The sequence below is a fragment of the Paraburkholderia sp. RL18-101-BIB-B genome (assembly GCF_046026985.1).
GTDB lineage: Bacteria > Pseudomonadota > Gammaproteobacteria > Burkholderiales > Burkholderiaceae > Paraburkholderia.
Genome location: NZ_JARESV010000008.1, coordinates 93,131 through 118,643, shown reverse-complemented (window position 1 = coordinate 118,643; position 25,513 = coordinate 93,131). Strand labels below are relative to the sequence as shown.

Sequence of the window (25,513 nt, the reverse complement as noted above, 5' to 3'; positions counted from 1 at the left end):
AGTTGAGATTCATTGTAGAGAGTTTGCCACGACCGCGATACCTTGCGACATTCGCAATTACGTGTGCGCCTGTTTTAGGCGGCGATGGGCGCGAGACGGCCCAGGTCAAAAAACCGGGTGTGCGCTTGCCGCATAGGGGCCGGCGGGTGCGCGCTCGCACTGCCGGTAATCCCTCATGCGCTTACATGCGGAAATGCTCGCCCAGATAGACGCGCCGCACGCTTTCGTTTTCGATGATTTCGCTCGGCGCGCCGGCGGCCAGCACGCTGCCGTCGCTGATGATGTAGGCGTGATCGCAGATGCCGAGCGTTTCACGCACGTTGTGGTCGGTGATCAGCACGCCGATATTGCGCTGCTTCAGAAATTTAACGATCTTCTGAATTTCCAGCACGGCGATCGGATCGACGCCGGCGAACGGTTCGTCGAGCAGAATAAAGCTCGGATTGGTGGCCAATGCCCGGGCGATTTCAACCCGGCGGCGCTCGCCCCCCGACAGCGACAGCGCCGGGTTTTCGCGCAAATGCGCAATCTGCAGCTCGTCGAGCAGGGCTTCCGTGCGGCTCGTGATGGTGTCCTTGCTGAGCCGCTTGCCGTTGTCTTCGTGCTGCAATTCCAGTACCGCACGAATGTTTTCTTCGACGCTGAGCTTGCGGAACACCGAAGCTTCCTGCGGCAGATACGACAAACCCAGCGAAGCGCGCTTGTGGATCGGCAGCAGGCTGATCGACTTGCCGTCCAGGTCGATTTCACCCGCGTCGAGCGGCACGAGGCCGACGATCATATAGAACGAGGTGGTCTTGCCCGCGCCGTTGGGGCCGAGCAGACCGACCACTTCGCCGCTTTTCACGTCGAGCGACACGTCTTTGACGACCGTGCGCGAACCGTAACGCTTTTTCAGGTTGCGCACCGCCAGCGAACTGCTGGTGCCGGCCGGCTTGCGATTGGGGAGGGACGCTGAGGTGCTCACTGGTTCGGCGCTCCGGGAATCGTCGTGGACGGCGCGAGCGTGGCCGATGCGCCGTTCAGCGGCGCGGCGCCGCCGTTGCGCGGCGACAGCATGGCGCGCACGCGGCCAGTCGGGTTACCCGGGCCGGCGACGTCCTTGCCTGCCTTCGCGGTGTAGAAGTCGTTCTGGCCGTCATACGTAATGACGCTGCCGTGCACCTGGTCCATCACCGTGGAGAGGCCTTGCAGGCGCTTCACGGTGGCGTTGGTGGTGAGCGTGGTCAGATCCTGCTTGCCGTCGTAGTCGATCCGGATGGCCGTGCCTTCGATGTATTCGTCGAGCCCTTCGCGTTTCTGGCGGAAATACGACAGATTGCCGCCGCTCGAGGTGCCGGTGGCGTACTGATAGCCTTGGGGGTCTTGCGTCACTTCGACACGGTCGGCCTTGATCACGATCGTGCCTTTAGTGGCGACCACATGGCCGGTAAAGATGTTGACCTGCTTGAGGTCGTCGTAAGTCATGTTGTCCGCTTCGATGTTCAGCGGCTTGTCCTTGTCGGCACGATCGGCGTGCGCGAGCGGCGCGAAGCCGGCGAGCGGCAACGCGACGATCAGCGCAGCGAGTCCGGCGCGGCACGCGGACAGGGTGCGCGTGCGGCCGGTATCAAAACGGGGGAACGATTCGTTCATGCAGTCACGCCTGGAATGGATTACCCGGGTTGCTTGGGCGAACTGCCGCCTGCTTCGGACGGGGCGATGTTGCCTTTCACGTTACCGAACAGCTGCATCACCCGGGTGACGTTGTTGTAGTTCATGCCGCTGGCAGTCATCACCGACATGCCGCGCTGAAGTTTAACCGGCTTTTCTGTCTCGATCACATCGTCGTTGACCAGCACCCTAAAATGCTGCGAATCCGCTTGCATCTGCGGATCTCCGTAGCCGGGCGCCCGCACGATGCGCGCGTTGTCGTACAGATCGACGATCGACGCGTCGCCGTTCACCTTGCCGGTGTCGCCGGTTGCGGTGACGATAGGCTTGCCGGGCTGGAACGCGCGCATGGCCGGTTTGACCAGGTCGCTCAGCTCGTCGTCTTCGTAATGGATCAGCGACTGGGCGGTCAGCCGGTATTGCGTGGAGCCCGACTGATCGAGTTCGGAAACCGAGAAGTTGTCGGCGAAGTAGTCCGGCGTGTGCTCCTTGGGACGCACGACGCCTTCATTCTGCCGGGGCAGGGTGGCTTGCAGCAGCCACCACGTGATACCGGCGAGCGCCGCCATGGCGACCAACGGAATCAGTGACGTCAGGCGAAACTGATTCATCCGACGAGGCCCCGCTGTTCGCCGCTACAGGCGGCCGCGAGCAGCGCCTCGTACTTGTGCTGCGCGCGCAGCAGGGTGTCGCAGACCTCGCGCGCCGCGCCGTGGCCGCCGCGCGCCTCGCTGACCCAGTGGGCCCGCGCGATCACTTCAGGATGTGAATTGGCCGGCGCCGCCGCGAAGCCGACTTTCAGCATCACGCCGAGATCGACCCAGTCGTCGCCCATGTAGCCGCACTCTTCGGCCGTCATGCCGGTTTGCTGCAACAGGTCCGCGAACGCCTGAGGTTTGTCCTGCACGCCCTGATAGACGTGCGTGATGTTCATTTCCTTCGCCCGCGCCGCCACGATGCCCGACTTGCGCCCGGTGATGATCGCCGTTTCGATGCCGGCCTGGCGCAGCAGCTTCATGCCGTGGCCGTCCATCGAATTGAAGCCCTTCATCGTGTCGCCTTCCGCCGTGAACAGCAGACCGCCGTCGGTCAACACGCCGTCGACGTCGAAAATCATCAGCTTGACGCGGCTTGCGCGTTCGGTCGCGGTGGGAGGAGCGATGGCCATCAGATCACCTTCTTCGAGAACAGGTCGTGCATGTTGAGTGCGCCGATCAGCTTGCCTGCTTCGTCGACGACCAGCATCTGATTGATGCGGTAGCGCTCCATCAGTTCCACGGCTTCGACCGCGAGTTGATCCGGACCGATGGTGCGCGGGCCGGCGGTCATGACCGAGGCGATCGACAGTTCGCGGAAATCGCCGTCGCGTTCGAGCACGCGGCGCAGGTCGCCGTCGGTGAAGATGCCGGTCACGCGGTCGTCGTGATCGACGATTGCGGTCATGCCCATGCGCTTGGCGGTCAACTGGAACAGCGCGTCGCGCACGGTGGCGTCGGGCGTGACCTTCGGGACCTGGTCGCCGGTGCGCATTACGTCGCGTACATAAGTGAGCAGGCGCCGGCCGAGCGCGCCGCCCGGATGCGAGCGCGCGAAGTCGTCGCGGCCGAAGCCACGCGCGTCGAGCACCGCGACCGCGAGCGCGTCGCCGAGCGCGAGCGCGGCGGTGGTGCTGGCGGTCGGCGCAAGATTCATCGGGCAGGCTTCTTTCGACACACCGGAATTCAGGTGCACGTCGGCCAGTTGTGCGAGACTCGAAGACGGACGGCCCGTCATAGCGATCAGCTTCGCGCCGAGCCGCTTGATGAGCGGCAGGATCGCCACGAGTTCTTCGGTTTCACCGGAATTGGACAGCGCGAGGAACACGTCGTCGGCGGTGACCATGCCGAGGTCGCCATGACTGGCTTCCGCGGGATGCACGAAGAACGCCGGCGTGCCGGTGCTGGCGAGCGTGGCCGCGAGCTTGCGGGCCACATGGCCGGATTTGCCGATGCCGGAAACGACCACGCGCCCACGGCAACCCAGGATGAAGTCGACCGCCCCGACGAAACCATCGTCGAGTTGATCGCGAAGCGCGCGCACGGCGTCCGCTTCGATGTCGAGCACGTCGCGAGCGAGCGCGAGTGCCCGGTCGCCATTGATTTTCGCTATCATTCGCGAAGTATAGCAAAGGCGCTTGTTCGCCGCGCCGGGCCTGCTGTGCCAAGCCGCTGCCTCTATCGCTGCCTTTACCGGCCCCTCAACCTTGTCGCACGGCGTTTCGCGTGCGCGGTTCCGCTGACGAACGAGGACGCTTTGCCGATGCGTTTTTGCCGATGATTTCCCCCCTCGAAATGACGCTGTTCCTGCTGCTGGCATCGGTAGCGGGCGTGGTGGTCTTTCGCTTTCTGAATCTTCCGCCGATGCTCGGCTATCTGACGGTGGGCATCGTCGTCGGTCCGCATGCGTTCGGTCTGATTCCCGACTCGGCGGGCGCGCAGAACCTCGCCGAGTTCGGCGTAGTGTTCCTGATGTTTTCGATCGGGCTGGAGTTTTCGCTCGCCAAGCTGCGCTCCATGCGCCGGCTCGTGTTCGGCCTCGGCCTGTTGCAGGTGATCGGCACCATCGCGGTGGCGGTCACGCTCGGCTTCGTGCTGGAGCGCTGGGTGCACATCAGGTGGCAAGCGAGCGTGGCGCTGGGCGGCGCGCTTGCCATGTCGTCGACGGCGATCGTCAGCAAGATGCTGGCGGAGCGGCTCGAGATCGAGACCGAGCATGGCCGCAATATCTTCGGCGTGCTGCTGTTTCAGGATCTGGCGGTGGTGCCGCTGCTCATCGTCATCGCTGCGCTGGGCGGCAACTCCGAAGATCTCGTCAGCGCGCTCGGCGTGGCGGCCATCAAGATCGTCGTGGCTCTGTCACTGCTCTTGATCGTGGGCCAGCGCTTCATGACGCGCTGGTTCAACGTGGTGGCGCGCCGCCGTTCGCAGGAACTGTTCATTCTCAATCTGTTGCTGGTGACGCTGGGTTGCGCGTTCATCACGGACAAGTTCGGCTTGTCGCTCGCGCTCGGCGCGTTCATCGCCGGCATGTTGATCGCCGAGACGCCTTATCGGCATCAGGTGGAAGAGGACATCAAGCCGTTTCGCGACGTGCTGCTCGGGCTCTTCTTCATCACCACCGGCATGCTGCTCAATCCGCGGGTGATCTGGGAGCATCCGCTGATCGTGCTCGGCTTTCTGATCGGGCCGATTCTGCTGAAGGCGGTCATGGTGACGGGCCTTTCGCGGCTGTTCGGTGCGTCGCCGGGCGTCGCGATGCGCACCGGTATCGGCCTCGCGCAAGCGGGCGAGTTTGGCTTCGTGCTGCTGAATCTGATTCTCGACAAGCATCTCGTCGACGCCACCATGCTGCAGGCGATTCTCGCGGCCATGCTGCTGTCGATGCTGGCCGCGCCGTTCATGATCCAGAACGCGGACCGGATCGTGCTGCGGCTGTCGTCGACTGAATGGATGATGCAGTCGTTGCAGATGACGCGTATCGCCACGCAGAGTCTCAAGCAAAGCGGCCACGTGATCATTTGCGGTTACGGTCGTGCAGGACAGAACCTGGCGCGCATGCTGGAGCACGAGGGCTTGTCGTATGTCGCGCTCGACCTGGATCCCGACCGTGTCGCGGCAGCTGCGGCGGCGGGCGAATCGGTCGTGTTCGGCGATGCCGGGCGGCGCGAGTCGCTGCTCGCCGCCGGTATCCATCGCGCGGCCACGATTGCGATCACTTATGCGAATACGCCGTCGGCATTGCGCGTGCTGCACAACATTCACGAACTGGAACCGACGCTGCCGGTGATCGTTCGTACCGTCGACGACGCCGATCTGGAAAAGCTGCTGGCCGCGGGCGCGACCGAGGTGATTCCGGAAATCGTCGAAGGCAGTCTGATGCTCGCCTCGCACACGCTCGTGGTGATGGGCGTGCCGATGCGGCGCGTGGTGCGCCGGGTCGAGGAAATGCGCGATGAACGCTACGCCCTTCTACGCGGCTATTTCCACGGCGCCGACGACGTGGACGACGACGACGGCCACGAACAGGTGCGGCTACAATCGGTGCCGGTCGACGAAAGTGCGGACGCGGTAGGCCGTACCCTCGCGGAACTCGGTCTGTTCGATCTGGGTGTCGAAGTGACGGCGATTCGCCGGCACGGCATTCGCGGCGTGGAGCCGGACCCGTCCACCAAGCTGCGCGCGAGCGACATCGTAGTGCTGCGCGGTCTGCCCGAACAGTTGGCGGAGGCCGAGGAACGGCTCTCGAAGCATCGGCGCGCGGGCGCCGCCGCGGCCTGACGCCTGCTCCTGGCAAGGTTCGCCTGCCGGGCCGCCGCTAGTTGAGTTTTTCATCGGACCTGTCGAGGTCCATCCGGAGACATCATGTCCAACGCGCTTGCGAGCGCGCCGCTCGATGCGGCCGATTACATCAAAAACCACATTCGCACGGTACCCGACTGGCCGCAGCCGGGCGTGCAGTTTCGCGATATCACGCCGCTCCTGCAGGAGCCGAAGTCGCTGCGCGTGCTGATCGATCTGTTCGTGCAACGGTATATCGACGCCAAGCTCGACTACATTGCCGGGCTGGACGCGCGCGGTTTCATCATCGGGCCGATTCTCGCGTACGAGCTGAACCTCGGCTTCATTCCGATCCGCAAGGCGGGCAAGCTGCCCTACAAGCGGGTCTCGCAATCGTATGAGCTCGAATACGGCACCGCGACCGTCGAGATTCATGAGGACGCCTGCAAGCCGGGCGACCGCGTCGTGATCATCGACGATCTGATCGCGACAGGCGGCACGATGATGGCGGGCAAGATTCTGCTCGAGCGCCTCGGCGCGGTCGTGGTGGAAGGCGCGGCGATCATCGATCTGCCCGAACTAGGCGGCTCGAAGCTGCTGCGCGAGGGCGGCCTCGCACTCTATACGGTGACGGGATTCGACGGTCACTGATCAGTCGCAGCCAAGCCGCTATGAACTTCTTTCCGGTCACAAGAAGGTAAGAACGATGCCCAACTTCCTGCTGTTTCTCGCCACCTCGATTGCTATCACCATGGCGCCCGGTCCGGACAATCTGCAAGTGCTCGCGCGCGGTATCTCGCAGGGCCGCGCGGCGGGGCTCGTCGCCGCGCTCGGTTTTGCAGCCGGCATCACGTTTCACACGACGTTGGCCGCGCTCGGCGTGGCCGCGTTGCTGCGCTCCTCGCCGGTTGCCTTTGAAGTCATCAAACTTGCGGGCGCCGCGTATCTGATCTGGATCGGCATCAAGGCACTGCGCAGCCAGGGTCTCGCGACCGCGCACGAACGCGCGCCGCAGCCGTTGATGGCGGTGTTTCGTCAGAGCGTGCTCGGCAATCTGCTGAACCCGAAGGTGACGTTGTTCTTCGTCGTATTCCTGCCGCAGTTCGTGCAGCCGCACGGCACGCAAAGCGTCACGCTGCAAATGCTCGAACTCGGCGTGCTGTTCATGCTGCAGACGGTGGTGGTGTTTTCGCTGTTCGGCGTGTGCGCGGGGATGATCGGCGGTTGGCTGAAGCGCCGGCCGCGCGTGGGCGTGTGGCTTGATCGCCTGGCCGGTGCCACGTTCATCGCAATCGGGATTCGCGTCGCGTTGCGTGATTGATTGGATTGGGTCGATAAGACGCTCGGCGCTCATCGGCAGCGACCGCAGACAGTTAGCTTGGAGCTTTAAATGACTTTGCCTTGCATCACCGCCGCGCGCCGCTTCGATGTGCAGGCGCATGTGCCGTTCTGGATCGACGCCGAACAGGTCGGCTGGATCCGCGCGAGCGATGTGCCGCTGCTCGCGCGCTGGCCCGATGTGTTCGCGATCGACCGCGCCCGTGTGACGCTCGCGCCCGCGTTCAATACCGTGGATTTACGCAGCGCGGCGCTCGGTTCCGTGATCGGCGCACTTGCCGCCGAAGGCCGCATTCCGGGCTGGCGCAACGAGACCTACGCGATCCGTAATGCGTTCGACGCGCCGCCGCTTGCGTATATCGAACGCGCGGCGTCGCGCTTCTTCGGCACGATGACCTACGCGGTGCATCTGAACGGCGTCGTAGAATACGAGGATAGCGCCCCGCAATTGTGGATCGCGCGCCGCAGCGACACCAAGGCGACCGACCCGGGCATGCTCGACAATGTCGTGGCGGGCGGCATCGGCTGGGGCTTCGGCGTCGAGGCAACGATCATCAAGGAATGCTGGGAAGAAGCCGGCATTCCCGAGGAGATCGCCGCGCGCTCTGTGGCGGGCCGCACCGCGCATGTGCTGCAATCGTTGCCGGAAGGCACACAGGCCGAACAGATTTTCATCTACGACCTTGCGCTGCCGGCCGATTTCGCGCCGCGCAATCAGGACGGCGAAGTGGGTGAACACCGGCTCGCGCGCGTCGACGAAGCGGCGCGCTGGATCGAGGAGGGCGCGATGACCGTCGACGCGAGCCTGGCCACGCTGGATTGCCTGCTGCGCCGCCGCTGGATCGATGAAGACGCGTGCGCCGGCATCGAGGCCTTGTTCGTGCCGCCGGTATTCGCCTGAGCGCCGCATCGGTGCGCGCGCAACGACCATGCCGAAACACGCTTCACCGAACCAGACACACCGAACAAACCACGCATTGAAGAAGGGAGTCACCCAGGTCATGTCGACCGATCACAGCTTTATCCTCAAACTGTCGTGCGCCGACCGGCCCGGCATCGTTCACGCCGTGTCGGGGTTTCTATTCGAGCGTGGCAGCAACATTCTCGACTCCGCGCAGTTCGGCGACAGCCGCACCGGCGAGTTCTTCATGCGCGTGCATTTCCAGCAGGTGGGCGGCGATCCGGGTCTGGAGGCGCTGCGCACGTCGTTCTCGGCGCTCGCCGAGCAGTTCGGCATGCGCTGGGAGTTGCACGATGCGTCGGTGAAGCCGCGTGTCGTGATCATGGTGTCGAAGATCGGCCATTGCCTGAACGATCTGCTGTTCCGCTACCGCACCGGCCAGCTGGGTATCGAGATTCCGGCGATCATCTCGAACCACAAGGAGTTCTACCAACTCGCCGCCAGCTACGACATTCCGTTCCATCATTTCCCGCTGATGGGCGCCACGCCCGACGCGAAAACCGCGCAGGAAGCGCGCGTGCTCGAAGTGATCGACGAACATCAGGCCGACCTGGTGGTGCTCGCGCGCTACATGCAGATTCTGTCGCCGAAGCTGTGCGAAGCGCTGGCTGGCCGCGCGATCAACATTCACCACTCGTTCCTGCCGAGCTTCAAGGGCGCGAAGCCGTATTACCAGGCGTTCGACCGCGGCGTGAAGCTGATCGGCGCGACCGCCCATTACGTGACGACGGATCTCGACGAAGGTCCGATCATCGAACAGGAAGTGGAGCGCGTGGACCACAGCATGACGCCGGAGCAGCTCACGGCGATCGGCCGCGATGTCGAGTGCGTGACGCTGGCGCGTGCGGTGAAGTGGCACGTGGAGCATCGCGTCGTGTTGAACGGCAGCAAGACGGTGGTGTTTCGCTAAGAGCCGTTGCTAGCAGGCTTGCGCAGTAGAAGGCGGTGGCCGGATGATCCCGGCGCCGCCTTTTTGTTTATTTGAGTCTATGAGCGCGCTGCGGACTGGCCCGCGTCGCGCGCCACGTTGGCGTTTTGCGCCGAACGGCGGCGCGCGTTCAGCTTCTTCAGCCAGATCAGCAGCCCCGTGGCGCTCAGCACGGCGACCGCGACGCCGACTGCGCTGATCAGAATCCGTCCGCCGAGACCGAGGATGCGTCCCGAGTGCAGCGGGAATTGCACCTGCACGAAGATGTCGCCCGCCGTGCCCTTGCCGGGAATCTGCGCGCCGAGTTGCTTGCCGGTGGCCGCGTCCCAATACATCCACGGATTGCCGAGGCCGAAATCGCCGTGATCGTTGCCCGTCGCGTAGAAACCGACGCCATAGGCATGCAGGAATTCCGCGTAATAGATACCGCCAGGCGCGACGCCGAGGTTTTGCGCCTTGCCGGCCTGCTCTGCCAGTTGCACGATGCGCTCGCGGCTCAACACTTTGTCGCCGGGTTGCGCGGCGCGCAGGATTTCAGGGTTGTTGATCGGATCCGGCGTGAGCTTCGAGAACAGCGACACGATTGGGCGCACCACTGGCGCTGACAGATTCATCGACACCGACGTCAGCGCGACGATCATCAGCAAGCCCCAGATCCACACGCCGCCCGAGCGGTGCAAATCGAAAGTGAGCGCATAGCCGCCGCGCCCGAGGCGGAACGCGAACGACTTGCGCCACGCCTTGACGCTCGGAAACGAGAGCCACAGCGCGATCACGCTGTCGAACAGCCAGATGATGCCGACGATCCCCATCAACCACGTGCCGATATCGACGCCGCCCGTAAACGGCAGTTGCAGTGTGTAGTGGAGCTTGTAGATGAACGGGATCAGATTGAGCCGCGCGAGCGAGACGACGCCCCATTCGCGGCGTCCCTGGATCTCGCCGGTGGCGGGATCGACGGCGATCTGATTGAAATCGAGCGGGTAGGGCTTCTGCGTGGCCGGGTTGGTCCGCGGCAGCACCATCATTTGCAGCGTATGGCCAGGCTCGGCCGCCAGCGGCAGATACGTCACCTGGAGACGCGGATCGGCGGCTTCAACGCGGCGCGCCAACTCGAGGCCCGACAGTGCCGGGCCGGCGGTGCGGGCTTTGAAGAAAGATGGATTCAGCGCCGCATCGAGCTCATGGTCCCACGCGATGATCGCGCCAGTCAGACCGGCGACGAACAGAAACAGCGCCGTGGCGACACCGAACCAGCGATGCAGACGGACGAACTGGCGCCTCATGGGCGAGCCGTCGCGACGGAGCAGGACTTCGAAAGGGGTGTCACGACAGAGGCTTGGTGCAAATGGGAATTGTTCGCATCTTAAGGAATCATGCCACGCGCTGCAAGTTTGTCGTAAATGTGGCGTGGCTCGACAACAGCCGCCTGCTTGCGCGTGGCCCTGAGAGCACCATCCAGCAAGGGTTTCAGCCAACATGGCTGCAGCCTGTGCGACAAAATGTCGCATATCGAAGCTTACAATTAGCATAAATCTTCGGCATCATCGCGACCTTGTCGAATGGGAATCATTCTCATTTGGTGGGGAAAAACAAAAACTGCGGAATCAGGCGATGAGCGTAAGAAACGGGGTAGAAGAGCCGAAGAAAAAACTGACGATGCGGCCGCTGCATTTGACAGTGTGTCTGGCGCTGGCAACCAGCCACGCGGCATGGGCACAGCAGGCGTCGGGCACGGCAGCGTCGACGGATAACGGCGAAAAAGCGCTGCCGGCCGTCAAGGTCACAGCGGCGCAAGACACCGAGCAGCATCTGAAGGAAGACGTGAGCAGCGGCGCGCTCGGCACACGATCGCAACTCGACACGCCGTTCTCGACCACCGTGGTCACGAGTGAAGAGCTGCAGGATCGCCAGCCAACCAAGCTCGGCGATGTATTCGCCACCGACGCCTCCGTCTCCGACAACGGCAACGCCTACAACGCATGGGCCACGTATCTGACGGTGCGCGGCATGCAGCTCGACTGGCAGTCGGGCTTCAAGATCGACGGCATGCCGTTTAACAGCTACGGCGTCACGATGCCGTACGAGCAACTCGAGAAAGTGGAGGTGCTCAAGGGGCTGACCGGTTTCACGTACGGCTTCGGCGCGCCGGGCGGCGTGGTCAACTACGTGACGAAAAAGCCGCCGGTCTCGACGACGCCCGTGCGCAGCGTCGACATCGGCTATTACACCGACGGCGTATGGACCGAGCATGCGGATCTCGGCGGCCGGGTCGGTCCGAACGGTATGTTCGGCTATCGCCTGAACGCCACGCACGAGGAAGGCAAGACTTATAACGACGGCAACGTGCGGCGCGACTCGGTGTCGGTCGCACTCGATGCGCGCATCACGCGCGACCTCAAGGCCACGTTCGGCGCGTTGTATCAGGAGCGCCATTCGAGCGGTATCACCGGCGCGATCTCGACGGCGGAATATCCGGGCACCGTCTTGCCGCATACGATGAGCGGCGGCACCAGCAACCTTTCCGGTCCCGACCAGCATCTGAACACGAACGTCCAACTCTATACCGCGGGCGTGCAGTACAACCTGAGCCCGGACTGGACGCTGAACGCGACCTACAGCTACAGCAAAAGCTCGCGCGATCGCAACGAAAGCACCTACTATCTGCAGAACAGCGCCGGCGATTACACCGACAGCCGCTTCGCCGGCAAGGAAGGGCATCAGTTGAGCTTGTGGCAGGTGTCGGCGGAAGGCAGCGTGAAGACGGGGCCGTTGCAGCACCATCTCGTGATCGGCGCGGCGTATCAGCGTCAAACGAACGACTACGGCGCGAACAGCTTCTTCGGCCAGATCGGCACCGGCAACCTCTACCAGCCGAACACCAATACGTTCTACAGCGCGTCGAACTACTCGACCTACCGCGACAGCGACATCACGCAAAAAGCGTTGTTCGCGAACGATACGATCCAGTTGACGCAGCGCTGGTCGGTACTCGGCGGCGTGCGCTACACGAATTACGAGCAGCACGGCTACTCGACCACCGGCGCGACCACCTCGACCTATAGCCAGAACGGCGTCGTGACGCCGACGGTGGCGCTGATGTTCAAGCTCGCGCCGACCACGACGCTCTACACGAGCTACGTTGAGTCGCTGGAAGCAGGCACCGTGGTGGGCGACACCTACGCGAACCGCGGCGAACTCCTCAACCCGTTGCGCAGCAAGCAGTACGAAGTCGGGATCAAGAGCGAGCATGAGCGCTGGAGCGCGACGGCCGCGCTGTTCCGGATCGAGCGCGGCTCGGCCTACGCGAATAGCGCTAACGTCTACACGCAGGACGGCGAGTCGATCTTCCAGGGCGTGGAGTTCGGCGGCGATGTTCGTCTGGGCGCAAGTTGGAACGTCGGTGGCGATCTCATGTGGATCAACACGAAGTACGAGAAGGGCTCGGCCAATAACGGCAATCGCGTGGCCGGCGCGCCGCAGTTCGTCGTAGCGGGCCATGCGACGTACTCGGTGCCGTATGTGCCGGGGCTGCGCATCGGCGCCGACGCGAAGTTCACGGGCAACACCAACGTGCGCCCGTCCGGCAATCTGGATACGCCGGGCTACATGCTGGTCAATCTCGGCGCGAGCTATGCGACGCGCATAGGCGGCTACGATGTGACGTTCCGCGCGGCGATCGACAACCTGCTCAATCGCCGCTACTGGGAGTACCAATACGCGGACTATGTGACGCCGGGCGACCCGCGCACGTTGTCACTGAATGCGCGCATCGACTTCTGAGCATGAAAAAAGCGGCACCGAAAGTGCCGCTTTTTCTTACCCGCCGACCCGCGTTCCAGACCGCTCGCCGCAGCCTCAAACCAACCGCAAGTAAATCAGTTCGCGCTTGATGTACGCATAAAAAATCGGCGCCGCGATCACGCCGGGAAGACCGAACGCGGCTTCCATGATGAGCATGGCGATCAGCAATTCCCACGCGCGCGCCTCGATCTGTCCGCCGACGATGCGCGCGTTCAGGAAGTACTCGAGCTTGTGAATCAGGATCAGGAACACGAGCGACATGACCGCCGCCGGAAAGCTCACCGAGAGCGCCACCGCGACGATGATCGTGTTCGAGATCAGATTGCCGATCACCGGCAGCAAGCCGACGATAAACGTGACCAGCACCAGCGTCTTCGACAACGGCAGTGTGTCGTGGAAGATCGGCAGGACTACCAGCAGGAAGATACCGGTGAAGACCGCGTTGATCGCGGAAATTTTCACCTGGGCGAACACGATGCGGCGAAACGCATCGGCGAAACGTGTCACGCGTGTGACGAACGCCGTGGACAGCGGCAACCGCTGCATATGCTTTTGCGCGCCGACCGCGATGATCGCGCCGATGATCATGCCGATCAGGATATGCGTGAACGCGCGCGCCGCGGTCTTGCCGCTTTGCTGCAGCATGTTGGCGTGCGTCTGCATCAGTTCCGCCGCCTTGGTCTTCATCTGTTCGGTGTCGACCGGCAGATAGTTGGCGACAAATTGCGGAATCCGGCCGCGCGCCTGGTCGATCAGCTGCATGGCCTGGTCGAGCAGCTTCTGCACGCTCGGCACGTCGTTCTCGAAATGCTCGATGATACCGAGCGTGAGCCCCGTCAGCGCGCCCACGATCACCGTAGCCAGGATCACCACCGCGAGCCAGCGCGCCCGCTTGCTCGACATGTGGCGCTCGATGCGCGGCGCGATCGTGTGGACCAGTTGGAACACCAGCAGCCCGGCGAGCAACGCGCCGAGCAGACGAAGTTCGATGACCGCCCACATGCCGAACAGCATCACGATATAACTGCCGATTTCGACCGCCGACAGCTTCGGCAGGCTCATGTCGCTCGTCAGCCTGACCGGGCGTGGGCGTAGGTCCTGCACTTGCCCGTCGTCGCGCGCCTGATTCCGCTTGGCCATGGCTTATTCCGTCTCCAACCTGAGTTGTGCAGCGTTACTTTTTACTGGCCGCGCGTTTCAGCAGAGGCGCCAGGTACTTACCGGTAAAACTTGCCTTTGACTTCGCCACCTGCTCCGGCGTGCCCTGGGCAATGATCTGCCCGCCGCCGGCCCCGCCCTCAGGACCCAGGTCGATGACCCAGTCCGCAGTCTTAATTACATCGAGATTATGCTCGATGATCACGACGGTATTACCCTGGTCGCGTAATCGATGAATCACTTCGAGCAACAAAGCGATGTCATGAAAATGTAGGCCGGTGGTCGGCTCGTCAAGTATGTATAGCGTGCGACCCGTGTCACGCTTGCTCAGTTCCAAAGATAGTTTGACGCGCTGTGCCTCGCCGCCCGACAGCGTGGTGGCCGACTGACCCAGGCGGATATAGCCTAGACCCACGTCCAGCAAGGTTTTCAGCTTGCGCGCGACGACCGGCACCGGTTTGAAGAACTCGTAGGCGTTCTCCACCGTCATGTCGAGCACTTCGCTGATGTTCTTGCCTTTGTACTGCACGTCGAGCGTTTCGCGGTTGTAGCGCTTGCCGTGACAGACGTCACACGGCACGTACACGTCCGGCAAGAAGTGCATCTCGACCTTCAGCACGCCGTCGCCCTGGCAGGATTCGCAGCGTCCGCCCTTCACGTTGAACGAGAAGCGGCCGGCTTCGTAGCCGCGCTCTTTGGCCGCGGGCACGCCCGCGAACAGTTCGCGGATCGGCGTGAAGAGGCCCGTGTAGGTGGCCGGGTTCGAGCGCGGCGTGCGGCCGATCGGCGACTGGTCGACGTTGATGACCTTGTCGAAGTGCTCGAGGCCCTCGATCGATTCGTACGGCGCCGGCTCCGTAGCCGAGCCATACAGGTGATGCGCGACCGCGTGGTACAGCGTGTCGTTGATGAGCGTGGACTTGCCCGAGCCGGACACGCCGGTCACGCAGGTGAGCAAGCCGACCGGCAAGTCCAGCGACACGTGCTGCAGATTGTTGCCGTACGCCTCGACGATACGCAGGCGCTTTTCGTCGGGCTCCTTGCGCTCGTCCGGGAACTCGATGTTGCGCGCGCCGGACATATACTGCCCGGTCATCGACGCCGCGTTCGCCTGCACCTGCTTGGGCGTGCCCTCGGCGATCACCATGCCGCCGTGTTCGCCCGCGCCCGGGCCCATGTCGACCACGTAGTCGGCCATGCGGATCATGTCTTCGTCGTGTTCGACGACGATCACCGAGTTGCCGAGGTCGCGCAGATGCTTGAGCGTGGCGATCAGCCGGTCGTTGTCGCGCTGATGCAGGCCGATGGACGGCTCGTCCAGCACGTACATCACGCCGGTCAGGCCCGAGCCGATCTGCGACGCGAGGCGAATCCGCTGCGCCTCACCGCCTGACAGCGTCTCCGCGCTGCGTTCGAGCGACAGGTAATCCAGCCCGACGTTATTCAGGAACATCAGCCGGGCGACGATTTCCTTGACCACCTTGTCGGCGATCTCGCGCTTCGAGCCTTCCAGGCGCAGGGTCTGGAAATAGCCGAGCGCGTCGCGCAGCGGCCAGCCGCTGATTTCGAAGATGCCGCGCGCGTCGCCATCCGCGCCGATGCGCACGAAGCGCGCTTCGCGGCGCAGCCGCGTGCCGGCGCAGGCCGGGCAGGGCTGGTTGTTCTGATACTTGGCGAGCTCTTCGCGCACCGCGACCGAATCGGTCTCGCGGTAACGCCGCTCCAGATTCGGGATGATCCCTTCGAATACATGCTCGCGCACCGAAGTGCGGCCACGTTCGTTGATGTACGAGAACGGGATCTCCTGCTTGCCCGAACCGAACAGCAGGATCTTGCGCACTTTCTCCGGCAAATCTTCGACCGCTGTGTCGATGTCGAACTCGTAGAACGCCGCGAGACTCTGCAGCATCTGGAAGTAGAACTGGTTGCGCCGGTCCCAGCCCTTCACCGCGCCCGCCGCGAGCGACAGCGAAGGATGCGCGACCACCCGCTTCGGATCGAAGAAAGTGATCTGGCCGAGGCCATCGCATTCCGGGCATGCGCCCATCGGATTGTTGAACGAGAAAAGACGCGGCTCCAGTTCCTGCAGCGAGTACGAGCAGATCGGGCAGGCGAACTTCGAGCTGAACAGATGCTCCTTGTCCGTGTCCATTTCGAGCGCGATCGCGCGGCCGTCGGCGAGACGCAGTGCCGTTTCGAACGATTCGGCGAGACGCTGCTTCATGTCGGGGCGCACTTTCAGGCGGTCCACGACCACGTCGATGGTGTGCTTGTCGTTCTTCTTCAGTTTCGGCAGCGAGTCGACTTCATAAATCTTCGCCACGCCTTCATTGGCGGTGCCGCCGCCCGAGCGCACGCGGAAACGGATAAAGCCTTGCGCCTGCATTTCCTCGAACAGTTCGACGTGTTCGCCTTTGCGGTTCGCCACGACGGGCGCGAGGATCATCAGCTTGGTTTCTTCCGGCAGCGCGAGCGCCGCGTCGACCATCTGCGAGACGCTTTGCGCTTCCAGCGGAATTTCGTGATCCGGACAGTAAGGCGTGCCGACCCGCGCGAACAAGAGTCGCAGGTAGTCGTGAATCTCGGTGACGGTGCCAACCGTGGAGCGCGGATTGTGCGAGGTCGCTTTCTGTTCGATCGAGATTGCCGGCGACAGGCCTTCAATCAGATCGACGTCCGGCTTTTCCATCAATTGCAGGAACTGGCGTGCGTAGGCGGAGAGACTTTCGACGTAGCGCCGTTGTCCTTCCGCATAGAGCGTGTCGAACGCCAGCGACGATTTGCCCGAGCCTGAAAGGCCCGTGATGACGACGAGCTTGTGACGGGGTAGGTCGAGATTGACGTTCTTCAGGTTGTGGGTGCGAGCCCCACGAATACGGATTTGTTCCACGGATTTATTCCATGAACTGGCGGAAAGAGGAAGAGGCTAAACCTGCTACTATAACGACTTTTCAAGACCGCCGTTACGGCTTCCTGACAGCCTGAAGAGGCGTTGAGGCGAGCTGTAAGGCAGCGGTCCAGCGCTGCGGGGAAGAGGTCTAACTGGGGCCGTTTTCCGCGAGTACAAGGCAACCGCAAGGCACCGCGAGGCGCCAGCGGGCATGCAGTAAGGCCGTCGGCTCGAACGCCGCGCCGCTGCGAGCCCGCCGTCTTGCGGTAAGCCGCGCGGTCGTGGCCGCTCCGCTGCTGTGTCCGCCCGCGGTGTGCCGCCCAGCTCAATCAACGAACGCTCCCGATGTCCAATCCGTCTGCCACCTCCTCACGCATGAGCGCGCCTGAACTGCGCGCGACCGTGTCGCTTGCCGCGATCTTCGCGCTGCGCATGCTCGGTCTCTTCATGATCATGCCGGTGTTCTCGATCTACGCGAAGACCATCCCCGGCGGCGATAACGTGCTGCTGGTGGGGATCGCGCTCGGAGCGTACGGCGTGACGCAATCCATGCTGTACATCTTTTATGGCTGGGTCTCCGACAAGGTCGGACGCAAACCGGTCATTGCGACCGGTCTGCTGATTTTCGCGCTCGGCAGCTTCGTGGCGGCGGGCGCGCACGACATGACGTGGATCATCGTCGGGCGGGTGATTCAGGGCATGGGCGCGGTGTCGTCGGCGGTGATCGCGTTTATCGCCGACCTGACTGCCGAGGAACATCGCACCAAGGCGATGGCGATGGTGGGCGGCAGCATCGGCGTGTCGTTCGCGGTGGCGATTGTCGGTGCGCCTATCGTGTTCCACTGGGTCGGCATGAGCGGGCTGTTTACGCTCGTCGGCATCTTCTCGATTCTGGCGATCGGCGTGGTGCTGTGGATCGTGCCCGATGCGCCGAAGCCGGTGCACGTGCGCGCGCCGTTCGCCGAAGTGCTGCACAACGTCGAACTGCTGCGTCTTAACTTCGGCGTGCTGGTGCTGCATGCCACGCAAACCGCGTTGTTCCTCGTCGTGCCGCGCATTCTCGAAGCCGGCGGCCTGCCGGTCGCGTCGCACTGGAAAGTGTATTTGCCGGTCATGGGCCTCTCGTTCGTGATGATGGTGCCCGCGATCATCGCCGCCGAAAAGCGCGGCAAAATGAAGATCGTGCTGCTGTCCGCGATTGGTCTTATCCTGATCGGACAGTTGTTATTGGGCGTCGCTCCGCATACGATTCTGAGTGTGGCGGCGATTCTTTTTGTGTACTTTTTGGGCTTCAATATTCTTGAGGCCTCGCAGCCTTCGCTGGTGTCGAAACTGGCGCCCGGCACCCGCAAGGGCGCGGCCGCCGGCGTGTACAACACCACGCAATCGATCGGTCTTGCGCTGGGCGGAGTGGTCGGCGGTTGGCTGCTGAAAGTGGATGGTCAGAGCGCTGTCTTTTTTACGTGTTCGGGGCTCGTCTTGTGCTGGCTTATAATCGCCGCACAGATGAAACAGCCGCCGCGCAAAGCGTAATACGGCGCATCCCGAACACACCCAGAACTCACCCGGCGGCGGGCAGAGGCGCAGTTCCGGTCTCGGGCCTGCCGGCCCTGAAACGCGAAAACGTGTATTGCCGCGCCGCCCGTAACGGAATCAACAGGAGAAACTCATGGCATCCGTGAACAAGGTCATTCTCGTCGGCAATCTCGGAGCCGATCCGGAAGTCCGTTATCTTCCGAGCGGCGACGCAGTGGCGAACATCCGCCTTGCAACGACGGATCGGTACAAGGACAAGGCGTCCGGCGAAATGAAGGAAGCGACCGAATGGCACCGCGTGTCGTTCTTCGGCCGCCTCGCGGAAATCGTGTCCGAATATCTGAAGAAGGGCTCGTCGGTCTACCTGGAAGGGCGCATCCGCACCCGTAAGTGGCAGGCGCAAGACGGCACCGACCGTTACTCGACGGAAATCGTCGCCGAGCAGATGCAGATGCTGGGTGGCCGTGGCGGTTCGATGGGTGGCGGTGGCGACGAAGGCGGCTACAGCCGTGGCGAACCGTCGGAGCGCAGCGGCGGTGGCGGTGGTGGCGGCCGCGCGGTGTCGGGCGGTGGTGCGCGTGGTGGCAGCGGTGGTGGCGGTGGTGGTGCAAGCCGTCCGAGCGCGCCGGCCGGCGGCGGGTTCGATGAGATGGATGACGATATTCCGTTCTAAATCATCCGCACTCGCACCGAATCGATGCAAAAAAACCCCGCTCAACCAGCGGGGTTTTTTATTGGCGCATCCATAAGACAGTTCAGCCGACAACACGTCGCGCCCCACCCATGACCACGGGCCAGGGATAAACCTGGTCATGAGTCCTGGCGTGCCTCAGCGGCGCATTTGCCGCCAATCATCGGCCTTTCCAGGAATGTCGCCTTGACATTCACCCGTCCGCCGACAATACTCGAATCACACTTTGTACGGACAAAGTAACAAAGACCGATAAGTCACTCGGAAACCGCAACCAAGTTGCATGGGACCAGAGTAAGGCGCGAAAGCGCCAACTCTGGTCGACAGGAGACAGGCATGGAGTCCGACGTCGCAGTCAAAACGCGCATTCGCGCCAGCTACGGCCGCTACCTCGAAGATTTTCAGGTGGGCGATATCTACGAACACCGGCCAGGGCGCACTATTACCGAAGCCGACAACATCCACTTCTCGCTGCTGACGATGAATTTCCATCCGATGCACTGCGACGCCGCCTACGCGGCCAAAAGCGAGTTCGGCCGCCTGCTCGTCAATAGCGGTCTGACGGTGGCCGTGGTGCTGGGTCTTTCGGTGAACGACGTCAGCGGCAAGGCCATCGCCAATCTCGGCTGGAAAGAGATTCGTCTGACCGGCCCGGTGTTTTGCGGCGATACGATCTATGCGGAATCCGAAGTGCTGGAAAAGCGTGAGTCGAAGTCGCGTCCGGGGCAGGGCATCGTCACCGTGCAAACCCGCGCGTTCAAGCAGGACGGCACGCCGATCATGGATTTCGTGCGCAGCGCGCTGGTGCCGGCACGCGGGCACGGCGTCGGCGATTGATTGACGCGTTGTCCGGCGCAAACCGCCGCATGTCCGGGGCGAACGCCCGCACAGTCTGAGAACGACAAGCAGCAAAACAGCGCCCACCTGCCGGCAAGAGCAGCCAGCGCGCGGATTCCGGCGACGCCCGAACAGGCGTCACGATGCGGCGAGCGTTAGCGCGGCCGCATGCACACCAAGGAGACAAAGGTGGCTATCGGTATCGTCAACTCGGGCGCGCGACTCGATCGCCTGCCCATCGCGTCCTTTCACTGGAAGGTTCTCGGGCTCATCAGCGCGGGCGCCTTTCTCGACGCCTTCGACATCTATCTCGCCGCCGGCGCGCTCGGCGCGATGGTGAAAGCGGGCTTCTCGGATCTGAAGCTGAACGCGCTATTCATCTCGGTGACGTTTCTCGGCATGCTGATCGGCGCGGGGTTTGCCGGCTATCTCGGCGACCGCTTCGGCCGCCGCTCGTCGTACCAGACCAACCTGCTGATCTTCGGCCTCGCGTCGATTGCCGCGTGCTTCGTGCCGAACATGATGTGGCTGATCGTGCTGCGGCTGATCATGGGCGTCGGCCTCGGCGCCGAACTGGTGGTCGCGGCGGGCACCCTGTGCGAGTTCATCCCGCCCGCATCGCGCGGACGCTGGACCGCTCTGCTCGCGCTCATCATCAATTCCGGTTTGCTGGTCTCGACGGCGGTGGGCTACGTCGTGATTCCGCATCTGGGCTGGCGCTATATGTTCGCGATTGCCGGCGTCGGCGCGATCATCGTGTGGGTGCTGCGGCACCGGATGCCGGAGTCGCCACGCTGGCTCGAATCGGTCGGACGCAGCGAAGAAGCCGAGGCCACTGTCGCCGCCATCGAGCACGAGGTCCAGCGTCAGAAAGGTCCGTTGCCGCCGGTCGAACGCACCGAAAGTCTCGAAGTGCCGAAAGCGCCGTTCTCCGCCCTGTTTTCACAGGCCATGCTCGGCCGCACGCTGGTCGCCATTCTCACGGCGGTCGCCGTGAATATTTCGGTGTACGGCTTTGTTGCGTGGCTGCCGACCTTCTTCGTCAAGGAAGGTCTCACCATCGTGCAATCGCTCGGCTTCACGACGCTGATGGCGTTCGGCGCGCCGGGCGGCGCACTGGTCGGCTTCTTCTGCGCGGACCGCATCGGCCGGGCGCGTGGTCTCGTGATTTTCGCGATCGCCACGATCGTGGTCGGCTTCATCTATCCGAACATGCATGCGGGCTGGGCGATCAGCAGCGTCGGCTTCGTGTTGATCACGTGCATTTACACGGTCACCACGCTCGGTCTGTTTGCCTACATCCCCGAACTCTTTCCGACTGAACTACGTCTGCGCGGCACCGGCACGGCAGGTGTATGTGGCCGTGCTGCCTCGATGACCACGCCGTATCTCGCGGTGCTGCTCTACAACTCGTTCGGCGTGTCCGGCGTGCTGGCCATGGTGAGCGGCGTCCTCGCATTGCTGGTGTTCGGCATTCTGCTGCTGCGTGTGGAAACCAATCAGCATGCGCTCGAGCGGATCTCGCCGAGCCTCGACACCAACTCTGATTCGCTACCCGCTACCCAGCAAGGTTAAAAACCCATGACTTCACTCGAATCCTCCGTCACGCTGTCCGATCAGTACGCGCGCTTCGGCTTGGGCCTGCAATTGCGCGACGTGCCGCGCGCCGTGCAGACGCGCGCCAAGCATCTGATTCTCGACGCTGTCGGCATTGCGTTCGCGTCGCGTGGTTATCCGTATGCGGATGTCTCGCTCGCTGCTTTCTCCGAGCTCGGCAGCGGTGCCTCGCCGGTGATCGGTTACGGCCGGCGGCTCGCCTTGCGCGACTCGGCGATGATGAACGGCGTGCTGATTCACGGACTCGACTTCGACGACACGCATTCACGCGGCGTCATTCACTCGACCACCAGCGCATTGCCGTGCGTGCTCGCGCTCGCCGACCGTGACGGGCTGAGCGGCGCGGACTTGCTGGCTGCGTACATCGTCGCAATGGAAGTGTCGACGCGCGTGGCATCGGCGGCCAAGGGCGGATTCCACGACGCCGGGTTTCATCCGACGGGTCTAGTCGGCGCGTTCGGTTGCGCGGTTGCCGCGTCGCGTTTGCTGCAACTCGACGAAGCCCGCATAGCGCACGCACAAGGCATCGTTCTGTCGATGGCGGCCGGCAGCCTCGAATTCCTCGAAGACGGCGCGTGGACCAAGCGCGCCCATCCCGGTTTCGCGGCGGCCTCGGGCATCACCGCCGCGACGCTCGCGAAGCACGGGTTCACCGGGCCGCGTTTGGCCTACGAAGGGCGCTTCGGTTTATACGCTAGCCACCTCGGCAAGCCGCTCGACGTGGCTGATCGTGAACTCGCCACAGAAGGCCTCGGCAGTACGTGGCAGATCGACGAAGTCGCAATCAAACCGCTGCCGGCGTGTCACTTCACGCATGCAGTCGCCGACGCGGCGATCGCGCTGCATCGCGAGCATCGCTTCTCGGCAGAAAAGCTCGATTCGATCCGACATGTGGTCGCCAAAGTACCACGCGGCACGGTCGAGATCGTATGCGAACCGGTCGACGCGAAGCGCAAACCGGTAACTGCCTACGACGCGCAATTCAGTGTGCCGTACATCGTCGCCACCGCATTGCTCAAAGGCCGCTTCACGCTCGACGAACTCGAACCTGCCGCGCTTGCCGATCCGGCGGTTTTGGCGCTCGCCAAAAAAGTCGATTACGAAATCGACCCCGACACGACATTCCCGCGCCACTACACCGGCGAGGTCGTGGTGGAACGCAGCGACGGCTCGCGCGTCGCGCATCGCGAGGCGATCAATCGCGGTTGCGCGGATCGGCCCGTCAGCAACGACGACATCGTCGCCAAGTTCTACGCGAACGCGCAGCGCAGCGTCTCGCGCAGCACCGCCGAACAGATTGCCCAAGCCGTATTGCAACTCGACGAACGGCCGGCCCGCGCGTTCGCGGACACGCTTGCCGGACACACCGCATCCTAAGGACGTCATCATGACCGCAACCGAACTCGACACGCTGGAAAACGATCAACTGATTCTCGACATGCTGGACCGCTTTCTCGAAACCGAGGTGCGTCCTTACGTCCACAAGTTCGATCACGACGATATCTACCCGGCGGAGATCGTCGAGAAGATGAAGGAGATGGGCCTATTCGGCTGCATCATCGATCCCGAGTATGGCGGGTTGGGTCTGTCGACCCGGACCTACGCGCAGATCATCGCGCGCATCTCGCGGGTGTGGATGTCGGTGAGCGGCATCATCAATTCGCATCTGATTCTCGCGATGCTGGTGCAACGCAACGGCACGCCCGAGCAGAAAAGCAAATATCTGCCGAAGTTCGCCACTGGCGAATGGCGCGGCGGCATCGGTCTCACCGAGCCCGATTGTGGCACCGATCTGCAGGCCATTCGCACGAGCGCCAAACGCGTCGGCGACGAGTACGTCGTGAACGGCAACAAGACGTGGATCACCAACAGCAAGCACGGTAACACGCTGGCGCTGTTGGTGAAGACGGATACGACCGCGCAGCCGCGTCATCGTGGGATGAGTTTGTTGCTGGTGCAGAAAGGGCCGGGGTTCGAGGTCAGCCGGCAACTCGAAAAGCTCGGCTACAAAGGCATCGATACCTGCGAGTTGTCGTTCAACGACTATCACGTATCGACGGATGCATTGATTGGCGGCGTGGAAGGAAAAGGCCTGCAGCAGATACTCGGCGGGCTCGAACTCGGCCGCATCAATGTCGCGGCGCGCGGTGTCGGCGTGGCCCAAGCCGCGCTCGATGAATCGGTCAGCTACTCGCAGCAGCGCAAAACTTTCGGCAAGCCGATCTGCGAGCACCAGGCGATCCAGTTGAAGCTCGGCGAAATGGCGACGCGCGTCGAAGCGGGCCGCCTGCTGGTCGACGCCGCCGCGAAGAAGTACGACCGCGGCGAGCGCTGCGACATGGAAGCGGGTATGGCGAAATACTTCGCGACCGAAGCCGCGTTGGAAAACAGCATTGAGGCCATGCGCATTCACGGTGCGTACGGCTATTCGAAGGAATACAACGTCGAGCGCCTGTATCGCGACGCACCGCTTCTCACAATCGGCGAAGGCACTAACGAGATGCAACGGATCATCATCGCCAAACAGTTGATCGAAAGGAGTCCGGTATGAGTTTGCCCCTTTCCGGTGTGCGCGTGCTCGCCATCGAACAATATGGCGCCGGGCCTTTCGCCACCCAGCATCTCGCGGACCTCGGCGCGGAGATCATCAAGATCGAGCATCCGAGCAATGGCGGCGACGTCGGCCGCGCGGTCGGCCCATATTTCTTCGGCGAAGGCGACAGTCACTTCTTCGAAGCCTTCAATCGCAACAAGTGCAGTATGACGCTCGACCTGAAGAAGCCCGAAGCGCGCGCGGTGCTGCTGGACCTCGTCGCGAAGAGCGACGCCGTGTTCAACAATCTGCGCGGCGATCTGCCAGCGAAACTCGGGCTCACTTACGCGCAGCTTTGCGAGGCGAATCCGAAGATCGTGTGCGGGCATCTGTCCGCGTACGGACGCAGCGGCAGCCGCGCGGCATGGCCGGGCTACGACTATCTGATGCAAGCCGAGGCCGGCTATCTGTCGGTCACGGGCGAGCCTGATAGCCCGCCGGCGCGCTTCGGCTTGTCGATCATCGACTTGATGACCGGCACGACCGCGGCGATGGCGCTCCTCGCCGGTCTCGTGGATGCGAAGACCTCGGGCAAAGGACGCGATATCGACGTGAGTCTCTTCGACGTCGCGCTGCATAACCTCGCCTATGTCGCGACGTGGTATCTGAACGGCGGCGTGGTGACGGGGCGCGAGAACCGCTCGTCGCATCCGTCGCTCACGCCGAGTCAGTTGTACAAGACGCAGGACGGCTGGATCTTCCTGATGTGCAACAAAGAGAAGTTCTGGGGCGTGCTCGCCGAAGTGATCGACAAACCATCGTGGGTAACCGATCCGCGCTTTTGCAACTTCCAGGCGCGCCTCGCGAATCGCGAGCTGGTGCAGACCGAACTCGACGCAGTACTCTCGACCGCCACTACGGCGCAATGGCTCGAACGCTTCGGCGGCCGCGTGCCGGCCGCGCCGGTGTTCAACGTCAAGGAGGCGCTGGAGAATCCCTTCGTCGCCGAACGCGAATGCGTGGTGGATGCCGAGCACCCGCGCTTTGGCAAGGTACGCGGCGTGGCCGCGCCGGTGCGGATCGACGAGCCCCTGCCGACGCGCGCCGCGCCGGATCTCGGGCAGGACACGCAGCGTTTGCTCGACGAACTGGGCTACGGCGCGGAAAGGATCGCTTTGCTGAGGGAGGCGGGTGTGGTGCAATAAGGCCGGGCGGGCAACCGTCCGCCCTTTCACTTTTTTGCACATCCAG

21 protein-coding genes are annotated in these 25,513 nt (G+C 63.1%); 13 read left to right on the top strand and 8 right to left on the bottom strand.

The window, feature by feature from the left end:
- Nucleotides 1-181 precede the first annotated feature (181 nt).
- Genes lptB through kdsD form a run of 5 tightly spaced genes read right to left on the bottom strand, consistent with a single transcriptional unit; the run spans nucleotide 182 to nucleotide 3,804 of the window.
- Entirely contained in the window at nucleotides 182-967 is a 786-nt protein-coding gene (lptB, locus tag P0D73_RS14905) for an LPS export ABC transporter ATP-binding protein (protein ID WP_132376116.1), read from the bottom strand.
- Nucleotides 964-1,635: a lipopolysaccharide transport periplasmic protein LptA gene (gene lptA / locus P0D73_RS14900; RefSeq protein WP_132376115.1), complete on the bottom strand. Its 672-nt coding sequence runs from the start codon at nucleotides 1,633-1,635 to the stop codon at nucleotides 964-966. The genes lptB and lptA overlap by 4 nt, the downstream gene beginning before the upstream one ends.
- Before the next feature lie 20 nt (nucleotides 1,636-1,655).
- Nucleotides 1,656-2,264: an LPS export ABC transporter periplasmic protein LptC gene (gene lptC, locus P0D73_RS14895; RefSeq protein ID WP_012431662.1), complete on the bottom strand. Its 609-nt coding sequence runs from the start codon at nucleotides 2,262-2,264 to the stop codon at nucleotides 1,656-1,658.
- On the bottom strand, nucleotides 2,261-2,821 hold the full coding sequence (locus tag P0D73_RS14890; RefSeq protein ID WP_132376114.1) for a KdsC family phosphatase: 561 nt from the start codon (nucleotides 2,819-2,821) through the stop codon (nucleotides 2,261-2,263). Before P0D73_RS14890 ends, lptC begins: the two co-directional genes overlap by 4 nt.
- On the bottom strand, nucleotides 2,821-3,804 hold the full coding sequence (gene kdsD, locus P0D73_RS14885) for an arabinose 5-phosphate isomerase KdsD (protein WP_132376113.1): 984 nt from the start codon (nucleotides 3,802-3,804) through the stop codon (nucleotides 2,821-2,823). The genes P0D73_RS14890 and kdsD overlap by 1 nt, the downstream gene beginning before the upstream one ends.
- 161 nt (nucleotides 3,805-3,965) lie before the next feature.
- On the opposite strand from kdsD, the gene P0D73_RS14880 reads away from it, so the two are divergent.
- From P0D73_RS14880 to purU, 5 genes are all read left to right on the top strand, one after another.
- Nucleotides 3,966-5,969 carry a monovalent cation:proton antiporter family protein gene (locus tag P0D73_RS14880; protein WP_132376112.1) on the top strand — a complete coding sequence of 668 codons (2,004 nt, stop codon included), beginning with the start codon at nucleotides 3,966-3,968 and terminating at the stop codon, nucleotides 5,967-5,969.
- A gap of 84 nt (nucleotides 5,970-6,053) precedes the next feature.
- Nucleotides 6,054-6,620, top strand: coding sequence for an adenine phosphoribosyltransferase (locus tag P0D73_RS14875; protein ID WP_132376111.1), 567 nt, complete (start codon nucleotides 6,054-6,056; stop codon nucleotides 6,618-6,620).
- A gap of 55 nt (nucleotides 6,621-6,675) precedes the next feature.
- Nucleotides 6,676-7,290 (top strand): LysE family translocator, encoded by a 615-nt coding sequence (locus P0D73_RS14870; RefSeq protein WP_106282098.1) that lies wholly within the window; start codon nucleotides 6,676-6,678, stop codon nucleotides 7,288-7,290.
- A 69-nt stretch (nucleotides 7,291-7,359) separates the two neighbouring features.
- A complete protein-coding gene (locus P0D73_RS14865; protein ID WP_408431792.1) occupies nucleotides 7,360-8,208 on the top strand; it encodes an NUDIX hydrolase in 849 nt (282 codons plus the stop codon).
- Nucleotides 8,209-8,308: 100 nt separating this feature from the next.
- On the top strand, nucleotides 8,309-9,178 hold the full coding sequence (gene purU, locus P0D73_RS14860; protein WP_408431791.1) for a formyltetrahydrofolate deformylase: 870 nt from the start codon (nucleotides 8,309-8,311) through the stop codon (nucleotides 9,176-9,178).
- A gap of 77 nt (nucleotides 9,179-9,255) precedes the next feature.
- Here the strand turns inward: purU and P0D73_RS14855 are convergent, their stop codons facing one another.
- Nucleotides 9,256-10,482 (bottom strand): PepSY-associated TM helix domain-containing protein, encoded by a 1,227-nt coding sequence (locus P0D73_RS14855; protein ID WP_408431790.1) that lies wholly within the window; start codon nucleotides 10,480-10,482, stop codon nucleotides 9,256-9,258.
- Nucleotides 10,483-10,810: 328 nt separating this feature from the next.
- On the opposite strand from P0D73_RS14855, the gene P0D73_RS14850 reads away from it, so the two are divergent.
- Entirely contained in the window at nucleotides 10,811-12,979 is a 2,169-nt protein-coding gene (locus P0D73_RS14850) for a TonB-dependent siderophore receptor (RefSeq protein WP_408431789.1), read from the top strand.
- A 75-nt stretch (nucleotides 12,980-13,054) separates the two neighbouring features.
- On the opposite strand, the gene P0D73_RS14845 is transcribed toward P0D73_RS14850, so the two are convergent.
- Both P0D73_RS14845 and uvrA read right to left on the bottom strand, forming a co-directional pair.
- Complete coding sequence (locus tag P0D73_RS14845; protein ID WP_408178286.1) at nucleotides 13,055-14,140, bottom strand: AI-2E family transporter; 1,086 nt, start codon at nucleotides 14,138-14,140, stop codon at nucleotides 13,055-13,057.
- 34 nt (nucleotides 14,141-14,174) lie between these two features.
- Nucleotides 14,175-17,048, bottom strand: a complete 2,874-nt coding sequence (gene uvrA / locus P0D73_RS14840) for an excinuclease ABC subunit UvrA (protein WP_408178287.1) — start codon at nucleotides 17,046-17,048, stop codon at nucleotides 14,175-14,177.
- 345 nt (nucleotides 17,049-17,393) lie between these two features.
- On the opposite strand from uvrA, the gene P0D73_RS14835 reads away from it, so the two are divergent.
- The 7 genes from P0D73_RS14835 to P0D73_RS14805 all read left to right on the top strand — a co-directional run bounded on the left by P0D73_RS14835 (nucleotide 17,394) and on the right by P0D73_RS14805 (nucleotide 25,467).
- Nucleotides 17,394-18,581 carry an MFS transporter gene (locus tag P0D73_RS14835; protein WP_408284196.1) on the top strand — a complete coding sequence of 396 codons (1,188 nt, stop codon included), beginning with the start codon at nucleotides 17,394-17,396 and terminating at the stop codon, nucleotides 18,579-18,581.
- Between the two features lie 136 nt (nucleotides 18,582-18,717).
- Nucleotides 18,718-19,257: a single-stranded DNA-binding protein gene (locus P0D73_RS14830; protein ID WP_012431674.1), complete on the top strand. Its 540-nt coding sequence runs from the start codon at nucleotides 18,718-18,720 to the stop codon at nucleotides 19,255-19,257.
- Between the two features lie 354 nt (nucleotides 19,258-19,611).
- Nucleotides 19,612-20,112, top strand: coding sequence for a MaoC family dehydratase (locus P0D73_RS14825; RefSeq protein WP_132376103.1), 501 nt, complete (start codon nucleotides 19,612-19,614; stop codon nucleotides 20,110-20,112).
- 168 nt (nucleotides 20,113-20,280) lie between these two features.
- Nucleotides 20,281-21,687, top strand: coding sequence for an MFS transporter (locus P0D73_RS14820; RefSeq protein ID WP_408178290.1), 1,407 nt, complete (start codon nucleotides 20,281-20,283; stop codon nucleotides 21,685-21,687).
- 6 nt (nucleotides 21,688-21,693) lie between these two features.
- Nucleotides 21,694-23,106, top strand: a complete 1,413-nt coding sequence (locus P0D73_RS14815; RefSeq protein WP_408178291.1) for an MmgE/PrpD family protein — start codon at nucleotides 21,694-21,696, stop codon at nucleotides 23,104-23,106.
- A gap of 10 nt (nucleotides 23,107-23,116) precedes the next feature.
- Complete coding sequence (locus P0D73_RS14810; protein WP_408178292.1) at nucleotides 23,117-24,280, top strand: acyl-CoA dehydrogenase family protein; 1,164 nt, start codon at nucleotides 23,117-23,119, stop codon at nucleotides 24,278-24,280.
- On the top strand, nucleotides 24,277-25,467 hold the full coding sequence (locus P0D73_RS14805; protein ID WP_408284203.1) for a CaiB/BaiF CoA transferase family protein: 1,191 nt from the start codon (nucleotides 24,277-24,279) through the stop codon (nucleotides 25,465-25,467). Before P0D73_RS14810 ends, P0D73_RS14805 begins: the two co-directional genes overlap by 4 nt.
- Nucleotides 25,468-25,513: the final 46 nt, after the last annotated feature.